The sequence below is a fragment of the bacterium genome (assembly GCA_018812485.1).
Classification (GTDB): domain Bacteria; phylum JAHJDO01; class JAHJDO01; order JAHJDO01; family JAHJDO01; genus JAHJDO01.
This window is the reverse complement of the sequence record JAHJDO010000081.1, coordinates 1-25,956: the sequence shown is the minus strand read 5'-3', so window position 1 is coordinate 25,956 and position 25,956 is coordinate 1. Positions and strand designations below refer to the sequence as shown.

General features: G+C 36.8%; 28 protein-coding genes. 1 reads left to right on the top strand and 27 read right to left on the bottom strand.

What is annotated here, in order from left to right; all coding sequences use genetic code 11:
• The first annotated feature begins 161 nt into the window (after window positions 1-161).
• Window positions 162-533: a hypothetical protein gene (locus tag KKC91_06440; protein ID MBU0478188.1), complete on the top strand. Its 372-nt coding sequence runs from the start codon at window positions 162-164 to the stop codon at window positions 531-533.
• A 98-nt stretch (window positions 534-631) separates the two neighbouring features.
• Here the strand turns inward: KKC91_06440 and mutS are convergent, their stop codons facing one another.
• The 27 genes from mutS to KKC91_06305 all read right to left on the bottom strand — a co-directional run bounded on the left by mutS (window position 632) and on the right by KKC91_06305 (window position 25,788).
• Window positions 632-3,229: a DNA mismatch repair protein MutS gene (gene mutS, locus KKC91_06435; protein ID MBU0478187.1), complete on the bottom strand. Its 2,598-nt coding sequence runs from the start codon at window positions 3,227-3,229 to the stop codon at window positions 632-634.
• A complete protein-coding gene (gene mraY, locus KKC91_06430) occupies window positions 3,229-4,326 on the bottom strand; it encodes a phospho-N-acetylmuramoyl-pentapeptide-transferase (protein ID MBU0478186.1) in 1,098 nt (365 codons plus the stop codon). The genes mutS and mraY overlap by 1 nt, the downstream gene beginning before the upstream one ends.
• Window positions 4,326-5,714, bottom strand: a complete 1,389-nt coding sequence (locus KKC91_06425) for a UDP-N-acetylmuramoyl-tripeptide--D-alanyl-D-alanine ligase (GenBank protein ID MBU0478185.1) — start codon at window positions 5,712-5,714, stop codon at window positions 4,326-4,328. The genes mraY and KKC91_06425 overlap by 1 nt, the downstream gene beginning before the upstream one ends.
• A gap of 486 nt (window positions 5,715-6,200) precedes the next feature.
• A complete protein-coding gene (locus KKC91_06420; protein MBU0478184.1) occupies window positions 6,201-6,713 on the bottom strand; it encodes a hypothetical protein in 513 nt (170 codons plus the stop codon).
• 9 nt (window positions 6,714-6,722) lie between these two features.
• Window positions 6,723-8,885: an ankyrin repeat domain-containing protein gene (locus KKC91_06415; GenBank protein MBU0478183.1), complete on the bottom strand. Its 2,163-nt coding sequence runs from the start codon at window positions 8,883-8,885 to the stop codon at window positions 6,723-6,725.
• Window positions 8,886-8,905: 20 nt separating this feature from the next.
• Complete coding sequence (locus tag KKC91_06410) at window positions 8,906-9,376, bottom strand: hypothetical protein (protein MBU0478182.1); 471 nt, start codon at window positions 9,374-9,376, stop codon at window positions 8,906-8,908.
• A gap of 365 nt (window positions 9,377-9,741) precedes the next feature.
• A complete protein-coding gene (locus KKC91_06405) occupies window positions 9,742-10,059 on the bottom strand; it encodes a hypothetical protein (GenBank protein MBU0478181.1) in 318 nt (105 codons plus the stop codon).
• Window positions 10,060-10,134: 75 nt separating this feature from the next.
• On the bottom strand, window positions 10,135-11,613 hold the full coding sequence (locus tag KKC91_06400; GenBank protein ID MBU0478180.1) for a UDP-N-acetylmuramoyl-L-alanyl-D-glutamate--2,6-diaminopimelate ligase: 1,479 nt from the start codon (window positions 11,611-11,613) through the stop codon (window positions 10,135-10,137).
• Window positions 11,610-13,310 carry a penicillin-binding protein 2 gene (locus KKC91_06395; GenBank protein ID MBU0478179.1) on the bottom strand — a complete coding sequence of 567 codons (1,701 nt, stop codon included), beginning with the start codon at window positions 13,308-13,310 and terminating at the stop codon, window positions 11,610-11,612. Before KKC91_06395 ends, KKC91_06400 begins: the two co-directional genes overlap by 4 nt.
• 9 nt (window positions 13,311-13,319) lie before the next feature.
• Window positions 13,320-13,640: a hypothetical protein gene (locus tag KKC91_06390; protein MBU0478178.1), complete on the bottom strand. Its 321-nt coding sequence runs from the start codon at window positions 13,638-13,640 to the stop codon at window positions 13,320-13,322.
• On the bottom strand, window positions 13,641-14,528 hold the full coding sequence (rsmH, locus tag KKC91_06385; GenBank protein MBU0478177.1) for a 16S rRNA (cytosine(1402)-N(4))-methyltransferase RsmH: 888 nt from the start codon (window positions 14,526-14,528) through the stop codon (window positions 13,641-13,643). It lies immediately after the preceding gene.
• Window positions 14,525-14,959 (bottom strand): division/cell wall cluster transcriptional repressor MraZ, encoded by a 435-nt coding sequence (gene mraZ, locus KKC91_06380; protein ID MBU0478176.1) that lies wholly within the window; start codon window positions 14,957-14,959, stop codon window positions 14,525-14,527. The genes rsmH and mraZ overlap by 4 nt, the downstream gene beginning before the upstream one ends.
• Before the next feature lie 110 nt (window positions 14,960-15,069).
• A complete protein-coding gene (locus KKC91_06375; GenBank protein MBU0478175.1) occupies window positions 15,070-15,390 on the bottom strand; it encodes a septum formation initiator family protein in 321 nt (106 codons plus the stop codon).
• Window positions 15,390-16,676: a phosphopyruvate hydratase gene (eno, locus tag KKC91_06370; GenBank protein MBU0478174.1), complete on the bottom strand. Its 1,287-nt coding sequence runs from the start codon at window positions 16,674-16,676 to the stop codon at window positions 15,390-15,392. Before eno ends, KKC91_06375 begins: the two co-directional genes overlap by 1 nt.
• 18 nt (window positions 16,677-16,694) lie before the next feature.
• Window positions 16,695-18,032, bottom strand: coding sequence for a replicative DNA helicase (gene dnaB / locus KKC91_06365; protein ID MBU0478173.1), 1,338 nt, complete (start codon window positions 18,030-18,032; stop codon window positions 16,695-16,697).
• A gap of 17 nt (window positions 18,033-18,049) precedes the next feature.
• Window positions 18,050-18,841, bottom strand: coding sequence for a phosphatidate cytidylyltransferase (locus tag KKC91_06360; protein ID MBU0478172.1), 792 nt, complete (start codon window positions 18,839-18,841; stop codon window positions 18,050-18,052).
• 10 nt (window positions 18,842-18,851) lie between these two features.
• Window positions 18,852-19,592, bottom strand: coding sequence for an isoprenyl transferase (locus KKC91_06355; GenBank protein ID MBU0478171.1), 741 nt, complete (start codon window positions 19,590-19,592; stop codon window positions 18,852-18,854).
• Between the two features lie 6 nt (window positions 19,593-19,598).
• Window positions 19,599-19,781, bottom strand: coding sequence for a 4Fe-4S binding protein (locus KKC91_06350; protein MBU0478170.1), 183 nt, complete (start codon window positions 19,779-19,781; stop codon window positions 19,599-19,601).
• 150 nt (window positions 19,782-19,931) lie between these two features.
• The gene (gene frr, locus KKC91_06345) at window positions 19,932-20,489 is read right to left on the bottom strand and encodes a ribosome recycling factor (GenBank protein ID MBU0478169.1); all 558 of its coding nucleotides are present in this window, start codon (window positions 20,487-20,489) and stop codon (window positions 19,932-19,934) included.
• Between the two features lies 1 nt (window position 20,490).
• Window positions 20,491-21,213: a UMP kinase gene (gene pyrH, locus KKC91_06340; GenBank protein MBU0478168.1), complete on the bottom strand. Its 723-nt coding sequence runs from the start codon at window positions 21,211-21,213 to the stop codon at window positions 20,491-20,493.
• A gap of 4 nt (window positions 21,214-21,217) precedes the next feature.
• Window positions 21,218-21,805 carry a translation elongation factor Ts gene (tsf, locus tag KKC91_06335; protein ID MBU0478167.1) on the bottom strand — a complete coding sequence of 196 codons (588 nt, stop codon included), beginning with the start codon at window positions 21,803-21,805 and terminating at the stop codon, window positions 21,218-21,220.
• Window positions 21,806-21,820: 15 nt separating this feature from the next.
• A complete protein-coding gene (gene rpsB / locus KKC91_06330) occupies window positions 21,821-22,762 on the bottom strand; it encodes a 30S ribosomal protein S2 (GenBank protein MBU0478166.1) in 942 nt (313 codons plus the stop codon).
• Between the two features lie 140 nt (window positions 22,763-22,902).
• A complete protein-coding gene (locus KKC91_06325; protein MBU0478165.1) occupies window positions 22,903-23,448 on the bottom strand; it encodes a lytic transglycosylase domain-containing protein in 546 nt (181 codons plus the stop codon).
• Window positions 23,438-24,340: an ornithine carbamoyltransferase gene (gene argF / locus KKC91_06320; protein MBU0478164.1), complete on the bottom strand. Its 903-nt coding sequence runs from the start codon at window positions 24,338-24,340 to the stop codon at window positions 23,438-23,440. Before argF ends, KKC91_06325 begins: the two co-directional genes overlap by 11 nt.
• A 60-nt stretch (window positions 24,341-24,400) precedes the next feature.
• On the bottom strand, window positions 24,401-24,895 hold the full coding sequence (locus KKC91_06315) for an aspartyl protease family protein (GenBank protein ID MBU0478163.1): 495 nt from the start codon (window positions 24,893-24,895) through the stop codon (window positions 24,401-24,403).
• 3 nt (window positions 24,896-24,898) lie between these two features.
• On the bottom strand, window positions 24,899-25,132 hold the full coding sequence (locus KKC91_06310; GenBank protein MBU0478162.1) for a hypothetical protein: 234 nt from the start codon (window positions 25,130-25,132) through the stop codon (window positions 24,899-24,901).
• A 308-nt stretch (window positions 25,133-25,440) separates the two neighbouring features.
• Window positions 25,441-25,788, bottom strand: coding sequence for a hypothetical protein (locus KKC91_06305; GenBank protein MBU0478161.1), 348 nt, complete (start codon window positions 25,786-25,788; stop codon window positions 25,441-25,443).
• Between the last annotated feature and the right edge of the window lie 168 nt (window positions 25,789-25,956).

Here is a 25,956-nt window from a genome sequence, read left to right as displayed (position 1 = left end):
TCCTTCTGTTCTCCTTCGTCATAACTGTCTCCTTTCTATGCCGATAGCATTATTACGGCTATCGGTATAATGGCACAAAAAAACACCGATGTCAACCACATCGGCGAGAAAACTTATTAGCTTAACTTAACACGTATGGGACAAACCCTATTATCTTTTTAATGAATAGGAACTTATTCGCTTTTGCCACAGTGGATATAGATGAAGGACTTAACATACGAGATAAATCTGATTTAGAGAAATATTTAACTGAAACCGTATCTCTGGTAAGAAAGGATATTCATAGAATCAACGGTAAGTTCAACTTATTTGATGTTAAAGTCCTAGAAAAAGATGGAAAATTGATAGGACTATTAGATTTCAGGACCACTATCTCAAACGAAGATATGAGGAGGAAAATCATTTTTTACTTAAAGAAACTATGTCCTAGAGGTACACGAATTTACCGATTAGAGACTGCTGCATTTTGGGATTATTATGATATTGCTGAGGAACAATTTAGGCAAATTAGAGATTCATTTACAGTTCAATAAATGTGTAATTGTATTCGTATTTAAAGCAATCTAACAACTCAATCCAGTTGACCTTGTCTCGCCGCCTTGCGGCTCGCCAAGTCAGCTGATTTCGAATGTTATTTATCTTCTCCAACTTTCTTCTTCAACTCATCAAGTTTCTTAAGCGCCTGAAGCGGTGTCATGTTTTCCGTATCTAAGTTTTTTATTTCATCCACAACGGGATGGTTTACTGTGGCAAAAAACGTAAGCTGAGGAGATTCTTTTGCGAACTTGGGAAGGCCTTCTTCGGAGATTGTCTCGTTCTCTAAATTAACAAGTATATCCTTTGCCCTTTCTATGACCTCTTTAGGTAAACCTGCAAGAGATGCAACGTGAATGCCATAGCTCTTATCTGTTGGGCCTTCAACTATCTTATGAAGAAAAATAACTTCATTATTCCATTCCTTTACCAAAACATTATAATTCTTTGCTCTTTCCAATGTGAGAACAAGTTCTGTCAGCTCGTGATAGTGAGTAGCAAAAAGAGTCTTTGCATTGACTTTTGGATTATTATGTATATATTCCGCCACTGCCCATGCAATGCTAACACCATCAAATGTGCTTGTACCTCTTCCTACTTCGTCAAGTATTACTAAACTACGCGAAGTGGCATTATTGAGTATATTTGCTACCTCATTCATTTCTATCATAAATGTGCTCTGTCCTTTTGTCAGCTCATCAGACGCACCGACTCTGGTAAATATTCTGTCAACCGTACCAATCTTTGCGCTTTTTGCGGGTACAAAGCTGCCGATTTGTCCCATGAGAACAATAAGAGCAACTTGTCTAATATAAGTTGACTTGCCCGCCATGTTTGGTCCGGTGATTATCATTATCTGCTGGCTGGAATTATCGAGATATGTATCATTTGGAACAAATTTACTTCCGATATCCAGCCTCTCAAGAACCGGATGCCTGCCCTCGACAATCTCTATAACATCAGAATCTGTAATTTCAGGTTTTACGTAATTATTTTGTATTGCTACTAACGCAAAGGAATTTACTGCATCCAGAATGCCAATAGCGCGCGCTATTTTTTGAAGCCTGACAGTTTCACATGCAACCTGACTGCGCACATTAGTAAAAATCTTATATTCCGCTTCATTAATTCTCTCTTCTGCGCCAAGAACAAGCGCTTCTTTCTCCTTCAGCTCCGGAGTTATAAACCTTTCACAACCCAAGAGAGTCTGTTTTCTGATGTAATTATCAGGCACCATGTTCAGGTTTGACTTTGTAATTTCAATATAGTATCCAAAAACTTTGTTGTATCTTACCTTTAGAGATTTTATTCCTGTTCTCTGGATCTCTTCTGCCTGAAGCGATTTGATCCAGTCCTTCCCTCCCCTGCTGACCTGTCTTATTTCATCAAGATCAGCATCAAATCCTTGCTTGATAATATTGCCGTCCCGAATACTGATTGGAGGTTCATCAACAATAGCCTTATCAAGTAAACTAACCAGTTCTGAGACGTCCTGCAAGTCCTCACATACATTCTTTAACATCTGTACCTTGAATTTATTAATTATTTCCTTTACATGAGGAACCTTTTTCAAGGACTCCCTGAGACCTATCAGATCACGCCCATTAGCCAGACCGCAATTAACACGGCTGATTATTCTCTCTATATCTGAGATATGTCTGAGGATAGCTCTTACCTTATCATTAACATCTGCAGAATTTATAAACTCATTAACAGCATCAAGCCTATTGTTAATCTCTTCTGAGTCTCTCAGAGGTTGCACAACCCAGGTCCGCAGGAGACGGCCTCCCATTGGAGTAAGAGTTTCATCCAGTGTATCTAATAATGTCCCTTTTTTCTCATGAGCACTTAAAGTTTCAACAAGTTCAAGATTTTTTTGAGTAGCACTGTCCAGTATCATAAAGTCTGATGTTGAATATATCTTGAAATCATTTATGTGTGTCGGCGAAATCTGCTGTATATCTTTTATGTATTCAAGAAGCGCGCCTCCACAGCATGCAGCAGAGGGAAAGTCTCTGCATCCGAACCCGTCCATTGACTGTGTCTTAAAATGAGAAGTAAGTATCTGAGTTGCGCTTTCTCTATCAAAGTGCCAGTCATCATAAGGAGTTAAAACAGGACAGGATATACTAATATCTTTTTTAATCTTTTCATTTTCCATTAAGGAATTTTGGATGATAATTTCTTTTGGATTGACACGGCGGACTTCGTCTAAAAATTTTGCATAATCAGAAAACTCTGTTGCTTTAAACTCACCCGTTGATAGATCCGAGACCGAAAGTGCAAATTTTTTATCTAAAATTACTACTGCTCCAAGATAATTATTGCTCTTTACATCAAGCATAGAGCTTGAAAGAACTGTACCTGGAGTTATTGTTTTTACAATCTCTCTTTTAACAAGCCCCTTTGCCTTTTTTGCGTCTTCAACTTGTTCACAGATAGCAACTTTATGGCCGCTTTTTATTAATTTTGCTATATAGTTTTCTGCAGCGTGATATGGAATGCCGCACATTGGTATTTTTCTCCCTTCTCCGCCATCGCGGGAAGTCAGAGTAATCTCAAGAAGTCCGGATGCAAGCTTTGCATCCTCAAAAAACATTTCATAAAAATCCCCTAACCTGAAGAAAAGGATAGTATTTTTATTGTTCTTTTTTATGCCTAGATACTGCCTGAGCATTGGAGTAAGTTCTGACATTATCTTAACTTCAGGGTTGCAAGACTTATAAGAGCAAAAATTATAGATACTATCCAGAATCTAATTGTAACCTTTGGTTCATCCCAACCCATTTTTTCAAAATGATGATGCAGTGGAGCTATTAAAAACACTCTTTTCCCTGTTATACGAAATGAAACAATCTGAATAATAACAGATATAGCCTCCATAACAAAAATACCGCCGGCTATTACCAGTAATATCTCCTGTTTTACAATCACAGATACAAAACCAAGCGCTCCGCCTATTGCAAGGGAGCCTGTATCCCCCATGAATATCTCTGCAGGATAGCAATTGAACCAGAGAAAACCTAGGCTTGCTCCTACCAGAGCGCTGCAGAACACAGCAAGCTCTCCGCTCCCGACAACGTTTATGATATTCAGGTATTTACTGAATCCAACATGTCCGCATAAATATGTTACTATAATGAACGTAATAGAAACTATCATTGCGCATCCAATAGCCAAGCCGTCAAGCCCGTCTGTAAAATTAACCGCATTTGAAGCCCCAACAATAACCAGCATAACAAATGGAATATAGAAATAGCCTAAATCAATAAAGAAATTTTTAAAAAGTGGAACTCCAAGCTTTGTGGCAAACTTAGAACTTACCGGATTATAATAAAGATAGAAACCTATAAAACCAGCAATAATGAGCTGGCCTAATAATTTTGCGCCTATCTTGAGTCCTTTGGCATTCTTTTTATGTATTTTTAGATAGTCATCAATAAAGCCAACTCCACCCATGCATAGAGTTATGAGTAAAACAAGCATTATGTATCTGTTTGTGAAATCAGCCCATAATAATGTAGAAATCAATAAAACCAGAAGTATTAAAACCCCGCCCATGGTGGGAGTGCCTTGTTTCTTTTGATGGAGGGTAAACAGGTCAGGACATTCCCCTTTTCTGATATATTGTCCAATGTTCAACTCCTGCAATTTTCTTATTACCCATGGCCCAAGAAATATACTCAACAGAAGCGCAGTTGCAGCTGCGCCTCCTGCGCGAAATGTAATATACTTAAAAACATTAAACCCGCTCCATACATTGCTGAGTGAATAAAAAAGATGATAAAACATTACGAATCCTTTAGTATTTTAAGTATGTTTTCAAGACGCATTGCTCTTGAACCTTTTAACAACAGAGTATCATTACTTTGCAGTATGCTCAATAATTTTTCTCCAACCTCCTCTGTGTTTTTGAACGAGAATATCTTGTTTTCATTGAGCCCGCTCTCTTTTGCTGCAGCAGCTGATAATCCAGCAAGTTCTCCAACAGTTATAAATGTGTCTATTTGAGATTCCGCAACAAGTTTTCCAATCTTCTTATGTTCTGATACCTTGCGGTCGCCAAGCTCAAACATATTACCAAAAATAAAAACTTTTCTATATCTTGTCCCGTTGGGATTTGAATTAATATTTCTGAGCACTTCTAAAGCCGCTCTGGTTGAAGCTGGGTTTGCGTTATATGCGTCGTTTATTATAGCAAGATCTTTTATCTTTATCATTTGCATTCTCATCTCAGGAGGTTTGAAGTTCCGCAAGCCATCTCTTACAAGATTTAAATCTTTAGAAAACTGCAAAAAAACACCAGCAGCAGCCAATGCATTATACACATTATGAATTCCAGGTATAGGCAGAGTTATTTTAACAGCGCCATTTAAAAGAAATTTTGTGCTTGCAGGCAATAAACTAATATCCTCAGCCATAATATCAGCCTTATTCTTTATGCCAAACGATATAACCCTGCATTTTGCACTGGATTTAAGAAAGCTAAAATATTTATCATCCGCATTTAAGATCGCAGTGCCTTCTTTAGTAACAAAGTCCAGCAGTTTTGATTTTGCATTTACAAGATTTCTAATTGTCTTAAAATACTGCATATGAGCTATGTTTATATTCGTTATAACTGCAATATCAGGACGAATAATATCTCCAAGATTTTCCATTTCCTTATACGAACTTATCCCCATCTCAAAGATACCGGCTCTCGTATCTTTTGATAGTCTAAACGCCATAAGCGGAACTCCGATTTGATTATTATAGTTACCTATTGTCCCTGTTATTCTAAGCTTCTGAGAGAGTATGCCCTCTGTCATATCCTTAACAGTGGTTTTGCCGTTACTGCCTGTAATACCAATAATCGGGATATCAAATTTCCCCCTATAATACTTTGCTAAATTCTGGATGGCTTTAAGAGTATTGCTTACTTTAATAATAAAAGCAGAGGATAAAGTTTTGAGAGAAGAATCTAGGCTGGAAAGAATAACTCCTGATGCGCCACTTTTTATGGCATTACCGATAAAATCGTGGCCATCGAAATTATCTCCCTTAATTGCAATAAATAAGTCACTTTTTTTTATACTGCGGGAGTCTATTGATATGCCTTTAACGAGGAAACTTTGATCGCCCTTGACAAGCTGGCCTTTGGTAGCTTTTATGACTTCGTTTACATATAACAATTCCATACTGACAATCTACTACATTTCGGGAATTTAATAAATGTCTTTTCTAACATCCCCCGAAAGCCCCCTTCAAAGGGGGATAGTTTCGCCTCATGCGAAACTAGAGGGTGTCATTGCGAAGGATGAAATCCTGAAGCAATCTCGTCTTTTGTTGGATTCTTATCAGCTTTTTAAGAATTAAGTATCGTCTTCTAAAATGCTACATAAGAATTTTTTTTGGCAATTCTTACTACAGAAATTCCCGCTTTCAGTCTGATATCTTGAAGGTCTGCCACAAACCTGACATCTAAAGTATTCAGACATGCACCTTTTATTGCAAAATTTTTCCTTGCCTACTTTCCAACGAATAATGACATCACTTCGTTTACAATTTAAACATGTCCCTCTACCTTGAAAGCAAGCTTCCCAAACGATACGAATAAATAAACCTAAGACTACCAGCATAATTACCGGAACGATCATGTTTATTTCCCTGACTTATTACAGTCTTTAGTTAGATTGCAATTTTTCTCTTCGAACTTCCAATTCAATAATTCGCTTTATGTTTTTCAATAAAATATCTTGAGGATACCAACATTCGACATAAGGTATCCACATGTCTTGTGCTTGCTGTTTTTGAGCATACGTATATGGAATAAGTTCTGGATATAACTCTTTTGATAGAATGAGAAAGATAGGACTATCGCTTGCACTAACAGGATTGAGAAAGTAATACCTAAGCAAAGATTCATCAATTTGTTCATTGGTTACTGTTCGAAGATCAAACAAACAAATCCATCCTTGTTTTCTTCCATGACTATTTTCTGATTGTGGATAAGAAAAAGAAAATGATTTATCTTTGTTATTTACAATCTTATTTTCCTTCTTTATCCCTTCAAAACTTTCTAGTGTGGTTACATGGAAAACATTGCCTTTTAAAAACGGTAGTATTATTTCCTCAAGATGCTTGGACGGGCATGATATTTGAATTGTTTTATTTTTAACTATATTTTCGTTATTCATCCTGTTTTTTTATTCTTTAGCTCCCGCTTGCTTGAGTAGTTGTGTTATTTTCATATTACTGCTCTTCATTAAAGGTGTATTCCCGTATATATCTCTTATGTTTACATGAGCACCATTATTTATTAAGATTTCCACAATTTCAAGATTTCCTTTAATTGTTGCCCATATTAGAGCTGTTTTTCTAGTCTCATCTCTTTTATTCACATCAGCATGTCTATCTATTAATACTTTTGCAATTTGCGTGTGTCCTTCCCACGCCGCATATATTAAAGCTGTCCATCCCGATTTATCTGTTTCATTAACATCAACATCTTTATCCAATAAAAATTTTACAGTTTTGATGTTATTTCCACGTGTGGCTCCCATTAAAGATGTTCTGCCTTTTTTCTCCTTTTTACTAACACTATGGTTTTCCTTCTTAGCATAAAACCATTCTCTTTGGTCAACAGATTCGGCTTGTTTGAGCAGTTGGACTATTTCATCGTAACCTTTTTCGCTCGCATATATCAAAGCTGTTTTGTCAAATTTATTTCTTATATCTAGATTGATTAAAGTTGGATTCTTTTTTCTCCTTTTTTTTCTTTTGGCATAAGACAGCATACTTCCATGGGTCAATAATGCTTTTACTGTTTCAATATGTCCTTCTCGTGCTGCCCATATTAAAGCAGTATTACTATCTTTATCTTTTTTATTCACATCAAATCCTTTGAAAGATTGTGTCTTGGGATCAAAGTAGCATTTTTCTAATAAAACTTTCACTCTCTCAGTATCGCCTTCTGTTGCAGCCTGTATCAAGTTCGTTTTTTTACCTTTGGATAATTTCATATGTCCATTTTTACTATCGGAAGTATTTTTTGTTGGTTCCTGAACTGACCTTTTGCCAGCTATTGAAGTTAATCTTCCTTTAACTTTCTCATCATCAACTCCTTCATCTATAATCAACTCAGGGATTATTCCTTTTCCCTCTGTTTCAAAACAAAACTCCATTTTTTCAAGTGATTCACCGTGCGTGGATTCGTCATCCTCTTCTAAATTCTTAACCATTTCTAAAGAAGCAATATTTGATTCGAGTTCGTGTGCTTTTCTTTTAACTATCTCCAAAATTTCGTTATTTGCAGTTATAATCCCAGATTCCAAAGATGATACCCATTGAGGATACTCTAAATTTACCGATGATATTATTGCAGTTTGCCAATCAAAAATATAAATTTTGGCATGGATTCTATTCTCTGCCAAGATTATTTTCGTGTTATCAAATGTCTTTATCTCGTTAAAAGCATCTTCATAATACTCATTTATTCTGTGTGAAGTAATTATCTTTATCTTTACGTCAGGATTTAAATCTTTAATATATTTTGGGATAGACTTATATCTTGAAGTAGATTTCCCGAATAATGGAGGAATGATAATAACAATTTCTTTTTTAGCCCGTTGAATAAGTTCTTTGATTTTAAATGGAATACCGTATGCACTTGATATAAATCCGTTATCTATTTTTAAAAGGTCAATATCGCTCTTTCTATTCCAAATGATATTAAATAAGTGCTTACCACTCTCTACAATACTTGAATCATCAACAATTATATTTGCTTCCAGAGAACCATATCTTCCTTGATCGTCTCCCAGAGATCCCTTTGTAATATTTGAGGAACCTATTAACATCCTTTTCCCATCTACTACGCACAATTTTGCATGTAATCTCTTAAAGCTTTTTATGCTTTTTACACCAATACGTTGAGATATCTCTTCATAATCCTTCATTCTTCCCGTAGCAATCTTAATTGAAACTCCATTTTGGACATGTGAAAGTATTAAGGATAATGCATCGTAAGCTATACTTCCCGTAATAATTCTTATGCTTTTTGTAGCCGTACTGAGAAAAGACAAAAGCAGTTTCCAATGGTCATTCCCAATATACAATGTTGATTCTACTGGAAAGATAACATTTGGGGATACGGTAGACTCTACCAGTTTTTCTGTCTCGGGCTTTACAGCAGCTTTTCCTGACTTTGATTCTTCAACAGAATCAATAGGATTTTCTATTTTAGGTTCTAGGACATGGGTAATTGGCTTTTTTTCGACTACTTGTCCTCTAAATATCTTTCTGAAAAAACCCCAAACATAATTCCAGCAAATAGAGAGATATTTTTTTAGAGTGTATTCCTTGGACATAATAAATATCTTCGCAGTCTTTATTTTATCATTCTAACCCCGCTCCAAAATGCTTCTCTATGAGAATCTGGTGTTAATTCGTCAAAGGCACCTTGGCTTTTATTCGGGATTCCTACATAAGGATAGTATTGCATAATTCCACTACTTGTTATTGCATTAAAAAAACTGGGTGGAGGGTATATTGTTCGTCCAGACCAATCCCCATGTTGAATAATTCCAGCAGTTAGATTTCTATCACTATATGCAATAATGAGAGGTTGCTGATCAATTGCAAAATCTTTTTGATCAACTCTTAAGCAATTTACCATATAAACAGCATTATGAATATCTCCAGAGGCTGCAACTATCACTTTGATAGATTTATTAACTAGTTCACTTGGTAATATTGGTGGAATCTGTCCAGGATCGTAGACCCTAAATGTATTCAGTGGGCACGATTCTTGTATGTTCTTGTAGCCATTTATACTTATAGTATGTGGTGTAAGTTTCATATGGATAATATTTCTTTTTATTATTTCTTATCTAACAACCAATATACGAACTTCGTATTAAACTGTTTCTATTCTTCAGAATATCATACTTTGAAGATTATGCAATAATTCGATACATATAAAAGAGCTTAATTGTCTTTAGAAAAACGAAAGAGATTGCCACGTCGCTTTGCTCCTCGCAATGACATAAAAAAAGGGCACAAAATATTGTGCCCCTACAATAGAATTTCTTTCACAATTTTTCTGTTATCAAAAGTCTGCTATGGAACTGTCTTTTTTATTTCTTCCTCAAAAAACTCTTTCACTTTGGAGAGCTGCTGCAGTGCCGCCTGCCAAATAGGTCTCTTGTAAAATACCTGAACGACCTAATAAGGCCAGAATGTTCTTGGCTCCTTTGACGAATGTTTCTTCAAACATAATACATCCTTTCTTGGTATATCTAAAATCAAAGCCCAAAAATTAGCAGTTTTTAAAGAATATCCGCGAAAATTAGCTAATGTATCTTTTATATCTCTTTTTTTAAAATTCTTCCACATCCAATCAACAGCATTCTCATCGCCATATTCCAAAATACGCTTTAGAACATATATCTTGCGATTTTCAAGATTAATCTTATCAAAATCAATATCCCAAAAATATTTTCTTAGAAATTCAGGCTTGTCTTCGCTCACGATTTTTTTCATACTCTAATACCCTGATTGTGCTTTATTGTTGCCGATTCCTTAGTCTTAAATTATATCATAGCCCCGCATAAAAACCTATACGAAACCCAATATCTCTTTCGCAACCTGCCTGTCATCAAAGGGGACAACTGTGTCTTTTAATACCTGATAGGTCTCATGCCCTTTACCCAGAATCATTACAAGGTCATTCTCTTTAGCAAGATTGATAGCTCTCTTAATAGCGATTTTTCTGTCCGGTATAGTCTCAAAGTCAGACCTGCCAGTGCCTTTAATGCCTTGAATAATTTCTTCAATAATCTTCATTGGATCTTCAGTTCTTGGATTATCAGAGGTAATGATAGTATAGTCACTTAGTTCTGAAGAGATCCTTCCCATTTGCGGTCGTTTCAACCTGTCTCTGTCTCCTCCGCATCCAAACACTGTTATTATTCTGTTGGGTGTTAAGTCTCTTGCAGTACTAAGAACTTGTTTCATGCCGTCTGGAGTATGGGCATAGTCAACAATAATGTAAAAACCTGCATCTGTGGTTATTTTTTCAAACCTACCGGGAACTGATTTTAAGCTTTCCAGTCCGGATTTAATCTCATTAAGAGACAGACCAAAAGTTAACGCGGCACTTGTGGCTGCAAGTGCATTATAGATGTTGTGTTTACCTGCAAGATTAATTTTTACATCTATGCTTTTATCCAGAGAAACATGAAGTCTAAAACATGAACCATTAAGTGTTGATTTTATATCCGTTGCATACACAGATGCATTTGTATTTAATCCATAGGTGACAACTTCAACTCCACACGCATCAATAAATCGTCTGCTTACAGGATCATCTATATTTATGATGGCTTTTTTAGCAGTATTCTTTTTACTATTCTTCCCCATTTGTTCAAAGAGCTGAAGCTTTGTGTCTTGATATTTCCCTAATGTTTCATGATAGTCTAAATGTTCAGGTGTTAGATTAGTAAAAATACAGGTGTCAAATTCAATTCCTGCTATCCTTCTTTGGGCAATTGCATGAGAGGAAACCTCCATTACGGCAATCTCTGTGTTTACCTCTAACATCTGATTGAGCAATGCTCTTAATTGAATTGGGCCTGGCGTAGTATTTACAGCAGGTATGATTCTGTCGCCTATTTGATAATTGATTGTTCCAATTATTCCAGTTTTGTGGCCTGCTTTTCTAAGAATTTGATCAATAAAATAAGTGGTTGTCGTCTTACCATTAGTTCCCGTTACACCAATAATGTTCATTCTATTTGAAGGATAGTTGTAAAACGTATCTGCTACTGTGGGAAGTATCTTCTTCGTATCAGGAACTCTTATTATTGTTATATCCTCTAATACTTCTACATCCTTTTCTACTATGAGGGCTGCAGCTCCTCTGGAAATAGCATCGTTAATAAAATTGTGCCCATCTGCCTTTAGTCCTTTAATACTAATAAATGCAAAACCGCTCTTTACATTGTTAGAGTCAGAGGCTATTCCATTAATCTCTATATCTTTCCTGCCGGATATAGTAAAGCTCTCTAAGTCAGAAATTAGTTTCTGTAATTTCAATGTTGATCTCCATTATCGGGGAAAATATTAAGATATCTCGCTACATCCTGCGCAACATTCTTGAATGCAGGAGCAGCAACGATTGATCCATAATATTCTCCTTGAGGCTCATTTACCATTATTAGTATTGATACCTGCGGGTTAGGGACTGGTAAATATCCTATAAAAGACGCTACATATTTTTTATTGGAATAACCCTTTCCTGGTATGTATTTCTGAGCAGTCCCTGTCTTGCCTGCAATAGTGTATCCCTCAATCTGCGCGTTAATACCAGTTCCATTCTTTACAACACCTGTCATTATTTCGCTTAACACACTGCTTGTCTGAGAAGAAACTACTCTACGAACTTTCTTGGGTTTGAATTCTTTTTTTATTTTTTTCCCCTTATCATCTATACTACTCACAATCATAGGAGTCATCAAGTTTCCCCCATTTGCAACTGCTGATATTGCAGTTATAAGCTGAAGAGGCGTCACTGATATCTCCTGTCCGAATGGAATAACCCCAACAGAAAGCTTTGACCATCTACTTAAAGAACGCAGCAAACCCCTAGCCTCGCCGGGAAACTCTATACCTGTCTTTGCTCCAAACCCAAATAATCTAATATACTTATACAGCTCTTCTGCGCCGATTCTAGTACCTATCTTGGAAAATGCTATATTGCTTGATACTTCAAGCGCCTGACGGAATGTAATTTTCCCATATGGCTCATGATCGTGTATTGTATGTTTCATAAATCTATATGAGCCGTTTTCAGCAAAAATAATATCCTCAGGTATAAACACTTTATTATTTAAAGCTGTTGCCGCTGTTATGACCTTAAAAGTAGATCCAGGCTCATAAGCATCTGTTATTGCTCTGTTTCTTCTGCAATCATGGGTAAAACTTCCGGCGTTATTTGGATCATATGTGGGTCTATTAGCCATGGCAAGTATCTCGCCTGTATTTGGATTCATAACAATGCCTGTCACACTCTTAGGGCTAAATTTTTCCACCAGTCTATCTAATTCACGTTCTAATATATGCTGTATAATTTCATCTATAGTAAGAACAATATTTGCGCCGTCTGATAAACTGGATATATGCGATCTGGATGAAACAAGTTCTCTGCCTCTAGCATCTTTCATGGTGATATAATAACCTGTTTTGCCTCCCAGCTCATCCTCGAAAAACTTCTCCGTGCCTTCTAATCCCCTGTTATCGCTACTGACAAACCCGATAACATGACTTCCTAATGTGCCCTTTGGATAAAATCTAGCGCTTTCGGGATGAAGCTGAACACCTTTTAAGCCCAAGACTGAGATCTCTTTATACATTTCAGAAGACAATTTGCTGTCTAAGGTAAAAAGCCTTTTGCGAGACTGAATTTGTTTTAGTATCTGCTCAGGATCTTTCAAGAGAATTCTCCCTAACTGCTCGGAAACATTCTCAGGATCTTTAATCTTTTGGGGCGTGATATAAAGGGTATAGGTCTTTATGTTTACTGCCAACTCTTTCCTGTTTCGATCGTAAATTATTCCTCTTTCAGTACTTGATGTGATTTTCGTCTTCTGTGTTTTCTTTGCTTCTTCAGACAACTTCTTATTCTGAAGTATCTGGATATAAAAAAGTCTCCCAACAAGAATAAGAAGAGCAATATTTATTACTATCACAACAATTGCTGTACGACGTTTATGCCCGGAGTTTAGACTACCCATGATAAAATCCTACTTCGTGTATAATCTCACTATGCACCATCTTTTAGACGGGATGAGCCCCATATCCTTGGCTATAGCTTCTATGCGCTGAGGGGATCTTAAAGAAGCCATATTCAGCTGCAAGATATGATTTTCTTCTATTAGTCTTATGCGTTCACTCTTTAACTTATTGATACAGTAGCCGCTTTTCACAACCTCAATATGCTGCCATACGTAAAATATACCAAGCAATAGAAAAGGAATAATCCATAGAAACCATTTGAATGTTGAAACTGTCTTTTGCAGACTTGCCCCTCTATGATATGCAGATAGAAAAATATTTGTATGCATTTATTGTATCTTTTCTATAACTCTCAATTTTGCGCTCCTGGAGCGGATATTTCTATCAATTTCTTCCCTTGTTGGTGTCAGAGGTTTTTTAGTGATAATTTTGGCTTGCCCATTCATTTTAAATTCCCTGAACTTGTTTTTTGCAATCCTGTCTTCTAATGAATGAAACGATATTATGCACATTCTGCCTTCCTTTTTAAGAAGGCTAAAGCCATGCGTAACTGCAGTAGACAAATCTTCCAATTCATTATTCGTAGCTATTCTTAAGGCCTGGAATACCCTTGTACCAGGATGAATTCTATATCTTTTTAGAGGAATAGCCTTCTTTATTACGGCCACCAACTCACCCGTTGTTTGAATAGAGCCCTTTTTTCTTTCTGTTATAATCCTAGAGGCAATTCTTCTGGAGTATCGTTCTTCTCCATATTTAAAAAAAATCTCCGTTAACTCGTCGTAGGATAAACTATTAATCAGACTCTGAGCTGTCAGGTTAGAAGAGCGATCCATTCTCATATCCAATGGCCCGTTTTTATTAAAACTAAAACCCCTTTCAGGATCATCTATTTGATATGAAGACATCCCAACATCAAAGATAATCCCATCTACTGCCTTGATATTTAACTGACTGCAGATATCTGCAATATTTAAAAAATTATCGTGAACAAGTTTGAACGAGCCAGCAAACTTTCCTAATCTTCTCCCTGTTATCTCCAGAACTGATTTATCGCAGTCTATGCCAATCAGAAAACCTTTGGGATGTATAACATTCAGTAGAGCCTCAGCATGTCCTCCCTCGCCAATTGTGCAATCAATGTATATGCCTTCAGGTTTAATACACAGGAGAGTAAGTACTTCATTAAGTAAAACAGGTATATGCTTGAATATCAAATCTCTAATTGTTCCGCAATTTCATTGACGGATTTTTCTGTATTCTTAGAATAAGAAATCCAGTTTTCTCTGCTCCAGATCTCTATACGATTCATAACCCCGATGATAATAACGTCCTTTCTTATTTGAGCATAATTCTTTAAATATAAAGGGATCGATATCCTTCCCTGCTTGTCTATTGTGCATTCAGAAGCACCGGAAAATAAGTGCCTGGTGTAAGCGCGAGCGTCCTTGCCGGTAAAAGGTAAAGCTTTTGTCTTATTTTCAAATAATCTCCATTCATCCACTGTAAATAAGAATAAACAGTTATCCAGTCCTTTTGTAATAATGAACCTTTCAACAAAAGTTTCCTTTATTTTACCCCTAAGGCGCATAGGGACAATAAGACGGTTTTTCTCATCCAGTGTATGTGTGAATTCACCGTAAAACATAAGTTATCCCCATAATCCACAACTTTTCCACCATTTCACTCCACTTTCTACCACAATAAGCTAACACAATGCCGTGTAATGTGTCAAGCGATAGTTGCAATACAGAGGAATTAGAATAGTTCTTCTTTGTCTGGCTTAAGCTTATATATTACCTCTCCAGACCTTATCAATCCTAATTCCTTACGTGCGAGTTTTTCTATGTACAATGGGTCGTTTTTTAAAGCGAATATCTCTTTAGCAAGTTTCTTATTGGATTCTTGGACCCTTTCAATCTCATTTTCAAGATTTGCAATCTGTTTATTCAGTTTTCTCTGCTCTATTATACAAGGGGTAAAAGCATATATAGCCAGGCATACAAACAGGATAACTATTACAATCAGTAATATCTTCTTTAGGTTGTTTTTTGAAGCATTCTGTTTTTTATTATGCATTAGCAGATGTTATAGAAAACGCCTTTGCCTTTGTAAATTGCAGTATCACCAAGTTCTTCTTCTATTCTGAGCAACTGATTATACTTTGCAACTCTGTCTGTTCTGCACAGAGAGCCGGATTTAATCTGTCCTGCATTGGTTCCCACTACAACGTCTGCGATTGTTGTATCCGCTGTTTCGCCGGAGCGGTGGGATACTACCGCAGTATATCCTGCCCTTTTTGCCATTTCTATTGCGTCCAGTGTTTCTGTCAATGTACCGATTTGATTGAGTTTTATCAGGATTGAGTTCGCTATTCCTTTCTCAATACCCATCTTAAGTCGTTTAGTGTTTGTAACAAAAAGATCGTCTCCAACAATCTGTATTTTACCTCCAAGACGTTTTGTTAGAATTTCCCATCCTTTCCAATCGTCTTCAGCAAGACCATCTTCAATAGAGATTATAGGATACTTATCAACCAGCTTTTCGTAATAATCTGCCATCTGAGAGGATGATTTTCCAACATCTCCTTCTCCAGCCATCACATACTTGCCATTCTTATAAAACTCACTTGCGGCAGGATCAAGAGCTATGTAAATATCCTTCCCGGGAGTATAACCTGCAAGCTTAGTTGCCTCTACTATTACCTTTATTGCTTCCTCGTTTGAGGAGAGATTCGGAGCAAAGCCTCCTTCGTCTCCAACTGCTGTACTATATCCTTTCTTTTTAAGAACTGCTTTTAAACTATGAAATGTTTCGGCAGCCATTCTATAAGCATCTTTGAACGAACCAGCTCCGGCAGGCATAATCATAAACTCCTGCAGGTCGACGTTATTGTCCGCATGGCTTCCTCCATTAATAACATTCATCATTGGTACAGGAAGTTCCTTTGCATTGACTCCACCTATATACTTATATAAAGGCTGTTCTAATGCAATGGCTGAAGCCTTTGCAACTGCAAGGGAAACACCAAGGATTGCATTTGCTCCCAGTTTGGCCTTATTAGGCGTGCCGTCTAAAGAAATCATAATACTGTCAATTTCCGCCTGCTCTGTAGCATCCATATCCAGAAGTTCAGGAGCAATTATATCGTTCACATTTTTCACTGCTTTACTAACACCTTTTCCAAGAAATCTTTTTTTGTCTCCGTCTCTCAGTTCACAAGCTTCATGCTCTCCTGTAGATGCGCCGGATGGCACAGCGGCTCTCCCCATTGCTCCGCATGCCAATTCCACATCAACTTCAATTGTTGGATTGCCCCTCGAGTCAAGAATTTCTCTTGCAAATATATCTATTATAGCTGTCATTATAGTATTCCTCCTTTTCTATTCTTCGTCTTCTCTCATAGAAAGATTTTCAAATTTAGCATATTCTTTAATAAACGCCAATTCAAAGGATCCAGTTGGCCCATTTCTCTGCTTGCCTATATTTATTTCAGCTCTCCCTTTATTCTCTTCAGTCTCTTCATACAATTCTTCTCTCATCAAAAGCAAAACTACATCTGCATCCTGTTCTATAGCGCCTGATTCCCTGAGATCGGATAATTGAGGTCTGTGTCTTCCTTCTCCCAGACGTCTTAACTGTGAAAGAGCAACCACAGGAATATTTAATTCCTTTGCTAATCCTTTTAATGATCTGGAAATTTCAGATATCTCCTGCTGTCTGTTCTCCATCCTCGATTTGCCACTCATCAGCTGCAAATAGTCTATTATGAGAATCCCTATATTCTTGCTTGCCTTAAGACGTCTTGCTTTTGCACGCACCTCCAGCCCAGAAAGACTAGAACTATCATCAATAAAAATTGGCGCTTCAGACAATCTCCCGGCAGCAATAGTAAGCTTTGGCCAATCCTGTTCTCCAAGATAACCTGTTCTCATTTTATGCATATCAACTCTGGCTTCTGCGCATAGCATGCGCTGTACAAGCTGCTCCTTAGACATTTCAAAGCTCAAGATGCCAATAGGTATTTTTTCTTCAACTCCAATATGATGAGCAAGAGAGAGAGCAAAACTTGTTTTACCCATACTTGGTCTGCCTGCAACAATAATAAGGTCTGAATTCTGTAGCCCTGCTGTTCTATCATCAAGCTCGTCAAACCCAGTACGAATGCCTGTTACATGAATCTTTTTATCAATTATATTCTCTATAGTTTGGAATGTGTCCTTTAATATAGATTTTACTGCAACAAATTCCCCTTTCGTCTTCTGCTGGCTTACATCGAAAATAAGTTTCTCTGCCCTGTCTAATATTAAATCAACCTCTTCATCCCCTTCATAACTCCTTGTAATAATTTGGGTAGATACATTGATTAAATTTCTGAGTGTTGCCTTCTGCTTTACAATTCGCGCATGATGCTCAACATTAGCAGCTGTTGCTACACTGCTAACTAATCCGGATATATAGCTTGGCCCTCCAACATCCTTTAATGCTTTTTCCTTTGTCAGGTGTTCAGTTAGTGTGACTAAATCTACAGCTTCGTCTTTATCATACAAAGATATTATTGCAGAGAATATCTTCTTATGAGCATCTTTATAAAAATCCTTGCTATTTAATATCTCAATTGTCTTCCCAATAGCTTCTTTTTCAATCAGCATAGCTCCAAGCACAGATATCTCTGCGTCTATGTTCTGTGGAGGCAGTTTATCTACAGGTATCTTCTTCATTCTTTAATATAGTCCATTTATAAAAAAAGTTTTATATAGTAGAACATTGCTGGCGCTGTAAATAACAGGCTGTCAAACCTGTCCAGAACCCCGCCATGCCCCGGGATACTACAATCAGTATCTTTTACTTTTGCATCACGCTTCATCAATGATTCAGATAGATCCCCCAGCTGACCAGCCAGAAACATTACTATTGCAAGCGCAATCATATGAATTACAGTAAGTGTCCCGAGAAACATTAGTTTTGCAATAATAACTCCAATAAAACTTCCTATACAAGCTCCTATTAATCCTTCGTAAGACTTGTTCGGACTCGCCGTTAAAGGTAATTTATGTTTGCCGAACAATGTTCCAACTGCATATGCCCCTGAATCTGTAAGCCATGTAATAGCCAGCATTGTAAAAATATATGCTCTGCCTGACGGTAAATTTCTAAGAGCAACAAGATGCGATAAGAACCATCCTGTATATATTATTCCAAAACTCGTTATTCCTGTAATAACTATTGAACCCGGTATGTCATTCCTGAAAAGCTGAAGCGTCAACACCATGAGAAACACAACAAACAAAACTATGCCAGCTAATATTTGCTCTCCTTCATAAAACGAAAACACCATACATACACAGCCTAGAGCTCCAATAAGCTTAGGAATATCCTTCTTTATGTGTTTAACCAGATTGGCAAATTCTAAAAATGCAAATACAGACACAGTCGCAGTAAACAGTGTAAACGCTATTCCTCCATTGTACGCCAAAAGAAGAAAAACGGGGATGCAAAATACAGCAACTGCTATTCGACTGCGTAACATAGCTATTATCTTATCCGTTATGTTTCCCAAACCGCCTTTGTCTATTTTGATAATCCAAAATCGCTTTTATATACTCTGTTTGCTCAAAATCCGGCCAATACGTATCTGTGATCCAGATCTCAGCGTATGATAATTGCCAGAGCAAAAAATTGCTAATCCTCATCTCTCCACTTGTTCTGATTAAAAGATCCGGGTCCGGCAAATCAGAGGTATATAAATATCTGCCAATTATATTCTCATTTATATCTTTGCTTATAATACCTTTTTTAACATCATTTACAATGTTTTTTACTGCATTCGTAATCTCTTGCCTGCTGCCATAATTGATAGCTAAAGTAAACGTTAAGCCCTTATTTACAGACGTCTTCTTTAGCGCATCATCCAGAGCTTTCTGAATATCATCTGACAATTCTCCTGTATTTCCAATTACATTAAGCTTTACATCATTCTTGTTAAAGGTTGATATTTCTTTTTTGAGATATATCTTAAATAAAGACATAATTGTACTAACTTCATTTTTGGGACGTTTCCAGTTTTCCGTGGAAAATGCATACATGGTCAGGAATTTTATACCAATGTTTGAGGAAGTTTCTACAATGCGCCTAACAGTTTTTACCCCCGCCAGGTGTCCTGCAGATCTTGGTAATCCGCGCTTCTTTGCCCATCTGCCATTCCCATCCATTATAATAGCAATATGTTGAGGAAGCTTCTTATGGTCTAATTTTGACAACATCTCTTCTTTTTTACTCATCAAAACTCACTTGCTACTGTCTTCCTTCGCTATTGCTTCTACAGGGCATACTTCTACACATTTACCGCACTCTGTGCATTTCTCAGCAACAATATAGTATTTGTCATCTTTCTCTTTGATAGCTTCTGCTTCGCATTCATCAACACATGTACCGCAGCCAACACATTCATCCGATATTTTATAAGCCATGTCTTAGTCCTCCTCTGTTTTTTAGTGTTACCTTAATCTGTTTAAATTATCGTATTCACAAGCCATGTATGTCCAGGGTTATGATGGGTAAAAATCAGCGAAAAGATCAAGAAAAGTGCTGAGAATTTCTTCATGTTGAGGCCAGATTTTTCAAATCTCCATCAATGCCTTTTCCTTGTTGCCTACAACTTCATCAATCTGACCAATGTGCTGATCTGTGATTTTTTGAATATGTTCTTCGTCTCTAAAAGCATCGTCTTCAGGCACCTGTCCATTCTTCTGCAGGTTTTTAATTTCTGCAATAGTATCCCGTCGTATTCCTCTTATAGAGATCTTCCCTTCTTCACTTATCTTCTTTACAATCTTTATGAGCTCTTTTCTTCTTTCCTCAGTAGGAGATGGAACAGGTATACGCAACACTTTGCCGTCATTTACAGGTGTCAGTCCAATATTAGCCCTTATTATTGCCTTTTCTACATCAGATATTATATTCTTATCCCACGGCTGGATAATAATAAGCTGAGCCTCTGGAACAGAAATACCTGCCACCTGATTGAGCGGCGCCGGCGAGCCGTAACAGTCAACCATAAGATGTTCCACTAAGGAAGCGGATGCTCTTCCGGTTCTGATCGTAGCCAGTTCCCCCTTTACTGCCTCAATAGATTTTTTCATTTTGGCTTCGGTCTGTGAAATAATTTGCTTTAGCATTCTATTTTGCCTCCTTTACAAAAGTTCCGATATTCTCTCCCATTATAACTTTTTTAATATTACCTTTTTGGCCCATATTAAATACAACAATCGGCAGATTATTATCCATGCAAAGAGAAATAGCAGTACTATCCATAACTTTAAGCCTCTTTGTTATTACTTCAAGATAGTCAATTGAACTAAATCGTTTTGCTTTCTTATTAGTTAGGGGGTCTGAACTATATACTCCATCTACTTTTGTTGCCTTAAGTACTATTTCAGCTTCTATTTCTACTGCACGCAGGGCAGCCGCAGTATCAGTGCTGAAATACGGATTTCCTGTCCCCCCTGCGAAAATCACAACTCTTCCCTTCTCTAAGTGTCTGACAGCCTTCCTTCTTATATATGGCTCTGCTAGTTTTTGCATTTCTATTGCAGTTTGTACTCTGGTAATTACTCCTATATTCTCTAACGCTCCTTGAAGTGCTAATGCATTAATCATGGTGGCGATCATTCCCATGTAATCAGCAGTGACTCTATCTATTCCATTCTTACTTGCTGGCACCCCTCTAAATATATTTCCCCCCCCTATCACAACGGCAATTTCTACACCAAGTGCCTGTATCTCATTAATTTGTTCTGCAATAAGAGCCGTTTCTTCAAAATCTATACCAAAATCTCTTTTGCCTTTGAGAGCTTCTCCACTTAATTTGAGTAAAATCCGTTTGTATACAGGCTTTTTCAACAAGTTATCCTCCAAGTTGATATCGAGTAAATCTACGAACCTTGGTGTTTTCTCCCAGCTTGGCTACTTCAGACGCTATATATTCGCTAACAGACATTTTACTATCTTTAATAAATGTCTGCTGTAACAAACAGAATTGCGCAAAGAATTTCTCTAGTTTGCCATTAACTATTTTTTCAATAGCATGTTCTGGCTTGTCTTTACTTTGCTCGCTATATATCTCCTTTTCTTTTTCAATCACATCACAAGGCACGTCTTCCTTAGAAATATAAGAAGGATTTGTTGCAGCAATATGCATTGCTATATTCATGGCTAAGTCCTTAAATTCATCTGTTCTAGCAACAAAATCAGTCTCGCAATTAATCTCTACCAATACACCTATTTTATCTCCATGATGTATATAGGAGGCAATAATGCCTTCCAGAGCCTGGCGTCCTGTTCTTTTCTTTGCACTTGCCAACCCCTTTTTACGCAGAACATTCGTAGCCTTTTCCAAATCCCCGTCTGCTTCTATCAAAGCCGCCTTGCAATCCATAATACCTATGCCTGTCGATTCCCTTAATTTTTTAACTAAATCTGCATTTATTCCCATTATAGAAAAACTCCTTTATTTATTATCCTTTTTTTTAGCAGTTGCTTTCTTGCTTGTCTGAATTGCCTTTTTTTCTCCAGAGTCCTTTGCTTTTTGTTTTAATCCACTTTCTTGTTCTTTGCTGGATTCCTTTTTAACCTGTTTCACTTTTTCTTTCTTTTCGATTTTCTCTTCGACTTTCTCTTCTTTAGTCTTCTCCTCAGAAATATCTTTTCCCTTTTTTTCTATTGCTTTCTCTTTCTTTTTATCTGTTCTTTCCTTTTTCTCTTCAGGAATTTTTTTCTTCCCTTCAATAATCGCATCAGCCATTCTTGTGGTCAATACTGCAATTGACTTAACAGCATCATCATTACCAGGAATAGAATAGGTTATTCTATCAGGATCACAATTCGTATCAACAATTGCAACTACAGGAATTCTTAACTTATTTGCCTCCAGAACGGCAATCTTTTCCTTTTGTGTGTCCACTATAAATAATGCGCCTGGGAATTCAGTCATTGTCTTAATTCCCCTAAGATATTTATTAAGCTTATCTTTTTCTTTATTTAATCTGATAACTTCTTTCTTAGGTCGTAAGTCAAATTCCCCCTTTTCCTCCATTTGTTCAATTTCAAGCAATCGATTTATACTCTTACGGATCGTCTGAAAGTTTGTAAGTGTGCCACCCAGCCAGCGCTGATTGACATAATACATTCCACATCTTGTTGCTTGTTCAGCAATAGCTATTTGAGCCTGCCTCTTTGTACCGACAAATAAAATAGATCTTCCCTGCGCAGCTAAATTCACTAAGAATTCATATGCTTTCTCTATCTTTTGAACAGTTCTTTCAAGATTTATGATATGCAGACCTCTTTTCTGCCCAAAAATAAATTCTTCCATTTTTGGATTCCATCTGTGTGTCTGGTGTCCAAAATGAACCCCTGCCTCTAAGAGGTATTTAACTGGAATAGTCGACATGCCTTTCTCCTTTTTTTTGGTTTTATCCTCCACCCTCATCGCTTCCCGCCAAAACGTCCTAAAGAAGACGCACCATTGGCTGAGATCAAAGGATGTGCGTTTATATAAATTCAGTCTCTGATATTAACACAAAGTTTTCTTTATTGGCAAGTAGAAAAAAGGTAGCCACAAAATTTACTGACCACCTTATATTTTATGCGTGCAGATTTCACTTTTTTAATAAAGGTTCTCGTCTCCTCAAATGGAATTTCTTTTTTCTGTCTTTGCCATTTTTTTATATTCCCTATCCCTCCATTATAAGCGCCCAGAGATAAGTCAATATCATTATTAAATTCCTGCAATAATTTCTTCAAATAGTATGTGCCGATTTTGATATTAATTTCAGGGTTATATAAGAAATCCTTATTGTATTTTTTTATGTTCAGTTCACGTGATAGAGATTTCGCTGTTTTTGGCATAATCTGCATTAAACCCGTTGCACCGGCTTTAGACACTGCTTTGGCATTAAACTTGCTCTCTATTTCTATAACTGCCATTATAAGAGCTGGGTCAATATTGTATTTTTGAGCGGATTTATAAACTATTGGTGCGTACTTTATAGGACCTGCTAACGTTTTTGCAAGCAAAAGTATTATGCCTGCAACTATCAAGAATACCAAGTATTTTAATACAGATTTACAATTCATCTCTCAAAAAGAGATTTAAGATAGCCTTCTGAATGTGCAGTCTGTTTTCTGCTTCATCAAATACAATTGCGTTAGGGCTGTCTATTACTTCATTTGTTATTTCTTCCCCTCTATGCGCAGGCAGGCAGTGCATAATTAACACATCAGGGTTTGCATTTGAGAGGAGCTTTTTATTTATCTGAAATGCCTGAAACATAGTTTTTCTATCTGCTTTTTCTGATTCCTGCCCCATGCTTACCCACACGTCAGTATAAACAATATCGGAATCCTTGACTGCATCTTCCGGATTGTGTGTAATAAATAACTCTTTAGTTATCATATCTTTGGAAGGTTCATATCCTTCTGGACATGCGATTTTAAGTATTATACCTGTTTTCTCGGCACCATATATCCATGAATTGCAGATATTATTCCCATCACCTATATAAGCAACCTTAATGCCATCTAATCTGCCTTTTTTCTCAAGTATAGTAAACATATCAGTAAGTATTTGACATGGATGCAACAGGTCAGTAAGCGCATTAATTACAGGAATATTTGCAAATTTTGCTAAATCAGTTACATTTTGATGTGAAAAAGTGCGCACAACAATGCCATCTACCCAGCGCTCAAGATTTTTGGCTACATCCTGAACCGATTCTCTGTCCCCTATCTTTTCCCCTATCAAGCGTTCATAAACTGTATGGCCTCCAAGCTGATACATGCCCACTTCAAAGGTCATTCTTGTTCTAAGAGAGGGTTTTTCAAAGAGCATGGCTATGGTTTTTCCAGCCAGTAAGTGATTATGGCTTTTACCCTGCTTTTGTTCTTTCTTTAATTGCGCTGCAAGGTTAAAGATTTTATAAATCTCTTGCTTTGATAAGTCCTTTATTGATATCAAGTCTTTTTTCATATAAAAATATCCTTTCTGCTATCTATACACTTTCTATGCCAAGTTTTGCCCTCATTTCTTTTAACGTTTAGGATTTACTCGGACGCTCTTTTCAAGCAAATCTATAGGATTTCTATGTGCAGGAATACAATAAGAAAATGTTGTTCTATTATTAGCATTAGATATTGCTAAATCTCCTAATTGTATAATATCCATACCAATTAATACTTCAATTTCCTTACTATTTATCTCGCTCTCTATCACATTCCAATTTGGTATATGCACCTTGTTAGGTAATCCAATGTCTAAAATATAAGTATCTTTAATTGCAGAACTATTTAAACCGAGAACTTTAGTTTTTCCCGTTGGAGAAAGTTTCAGTTTATCTACTATAGATTTTGTGATAACAGTTCCCGTTGCACCTGTATCCCAAATTCCTTTAACAGAAATAAAACTTTTGGGACCACCATGAGGCAAAACGGAAGGCAAACCAATATGAATGTTAGTAATAAGTTCTCTTGCTATACGAGGATACTGAATTCTGAATGCGTGATAAAAAACTTTATCTTTAACCATGAATTAGACATATACTCTTGAATAAAATCTTTGTATTTGTTCATTCTTTTTATCAGAGACTTCTTGAATTAAAAATTCCCCTAATTTGTACTCTTTAACCGATTCTTTTAGAGCTTCTTCCCTGCTCGAATAGGCACCTATGATTTTACTGTCCTTAATTACTACAAATTGATTTTTATATTTTTTTATTATGCTATCTTTATTATTCTGATAATATTTATATTCTCTCTCAAGCATCTCTAATACTCCAACTTTTTTATTCTCTGTTGTAATTATATAACATATTTGGTTAGATTTGCAAATTTTTTGTTAATTTTATCTTTAACCTGAAAATCCTCTGTCATTGCGAAGGATGAAATCCTGAAGCCCCGAACGTTTTCGGGGTCATTCTGCGATTAAATCGGGGAATCTAGTAGGGGACTAGACATGCCTGTCCCCTACTTTGTTGCTAGGAGAGAACGGAAAGGTTTGACAAGTGGAATAATTTAAGTATCGTGTTTCACGGATTCCAATTGTTATGCTTTGAATGTTTTTTGCTTACATATTCAAGAAGATGTATTACGCTTATCTTCCTTCTTTGCAATCAAACCTAAAATCCCTCCAATAATCAGTAATGGTCCGGCAATTATATAACCCATTGAAACTGCGACAAATCCTCCGATGCCACTTATTAACATAAGAATACCTGCAACTTTTGGCTTAGCAATGGCAAGAGAACCTCCAACGATTCCCAAAAGCGCTAAAGGAAATGCTACCCATCCAAGCGTCACAATTGTAGATGCACCTTCTGCCTCAAGCGCTGCCCCTACACCTCCTGCCAATAAAGCCATTATTGCTCCTACGATTCCAGCTAATCCGCCCAATATCCCAAGTATCAAAGCTGCGATTTTCATTTTTTCACCCCCTTTTTTGTTTAATTAATAGTCTCCTGTAAAATTCACAACTCACTGTTACACAGGAAGTTGCAAACATTAATTTCTTGACTTTCCCCTCCAGCCTTGATATAATGTAACTGCTTCTCAAATAATAAGTTACAACAAAAACCGAAAGGAAAAGTCATG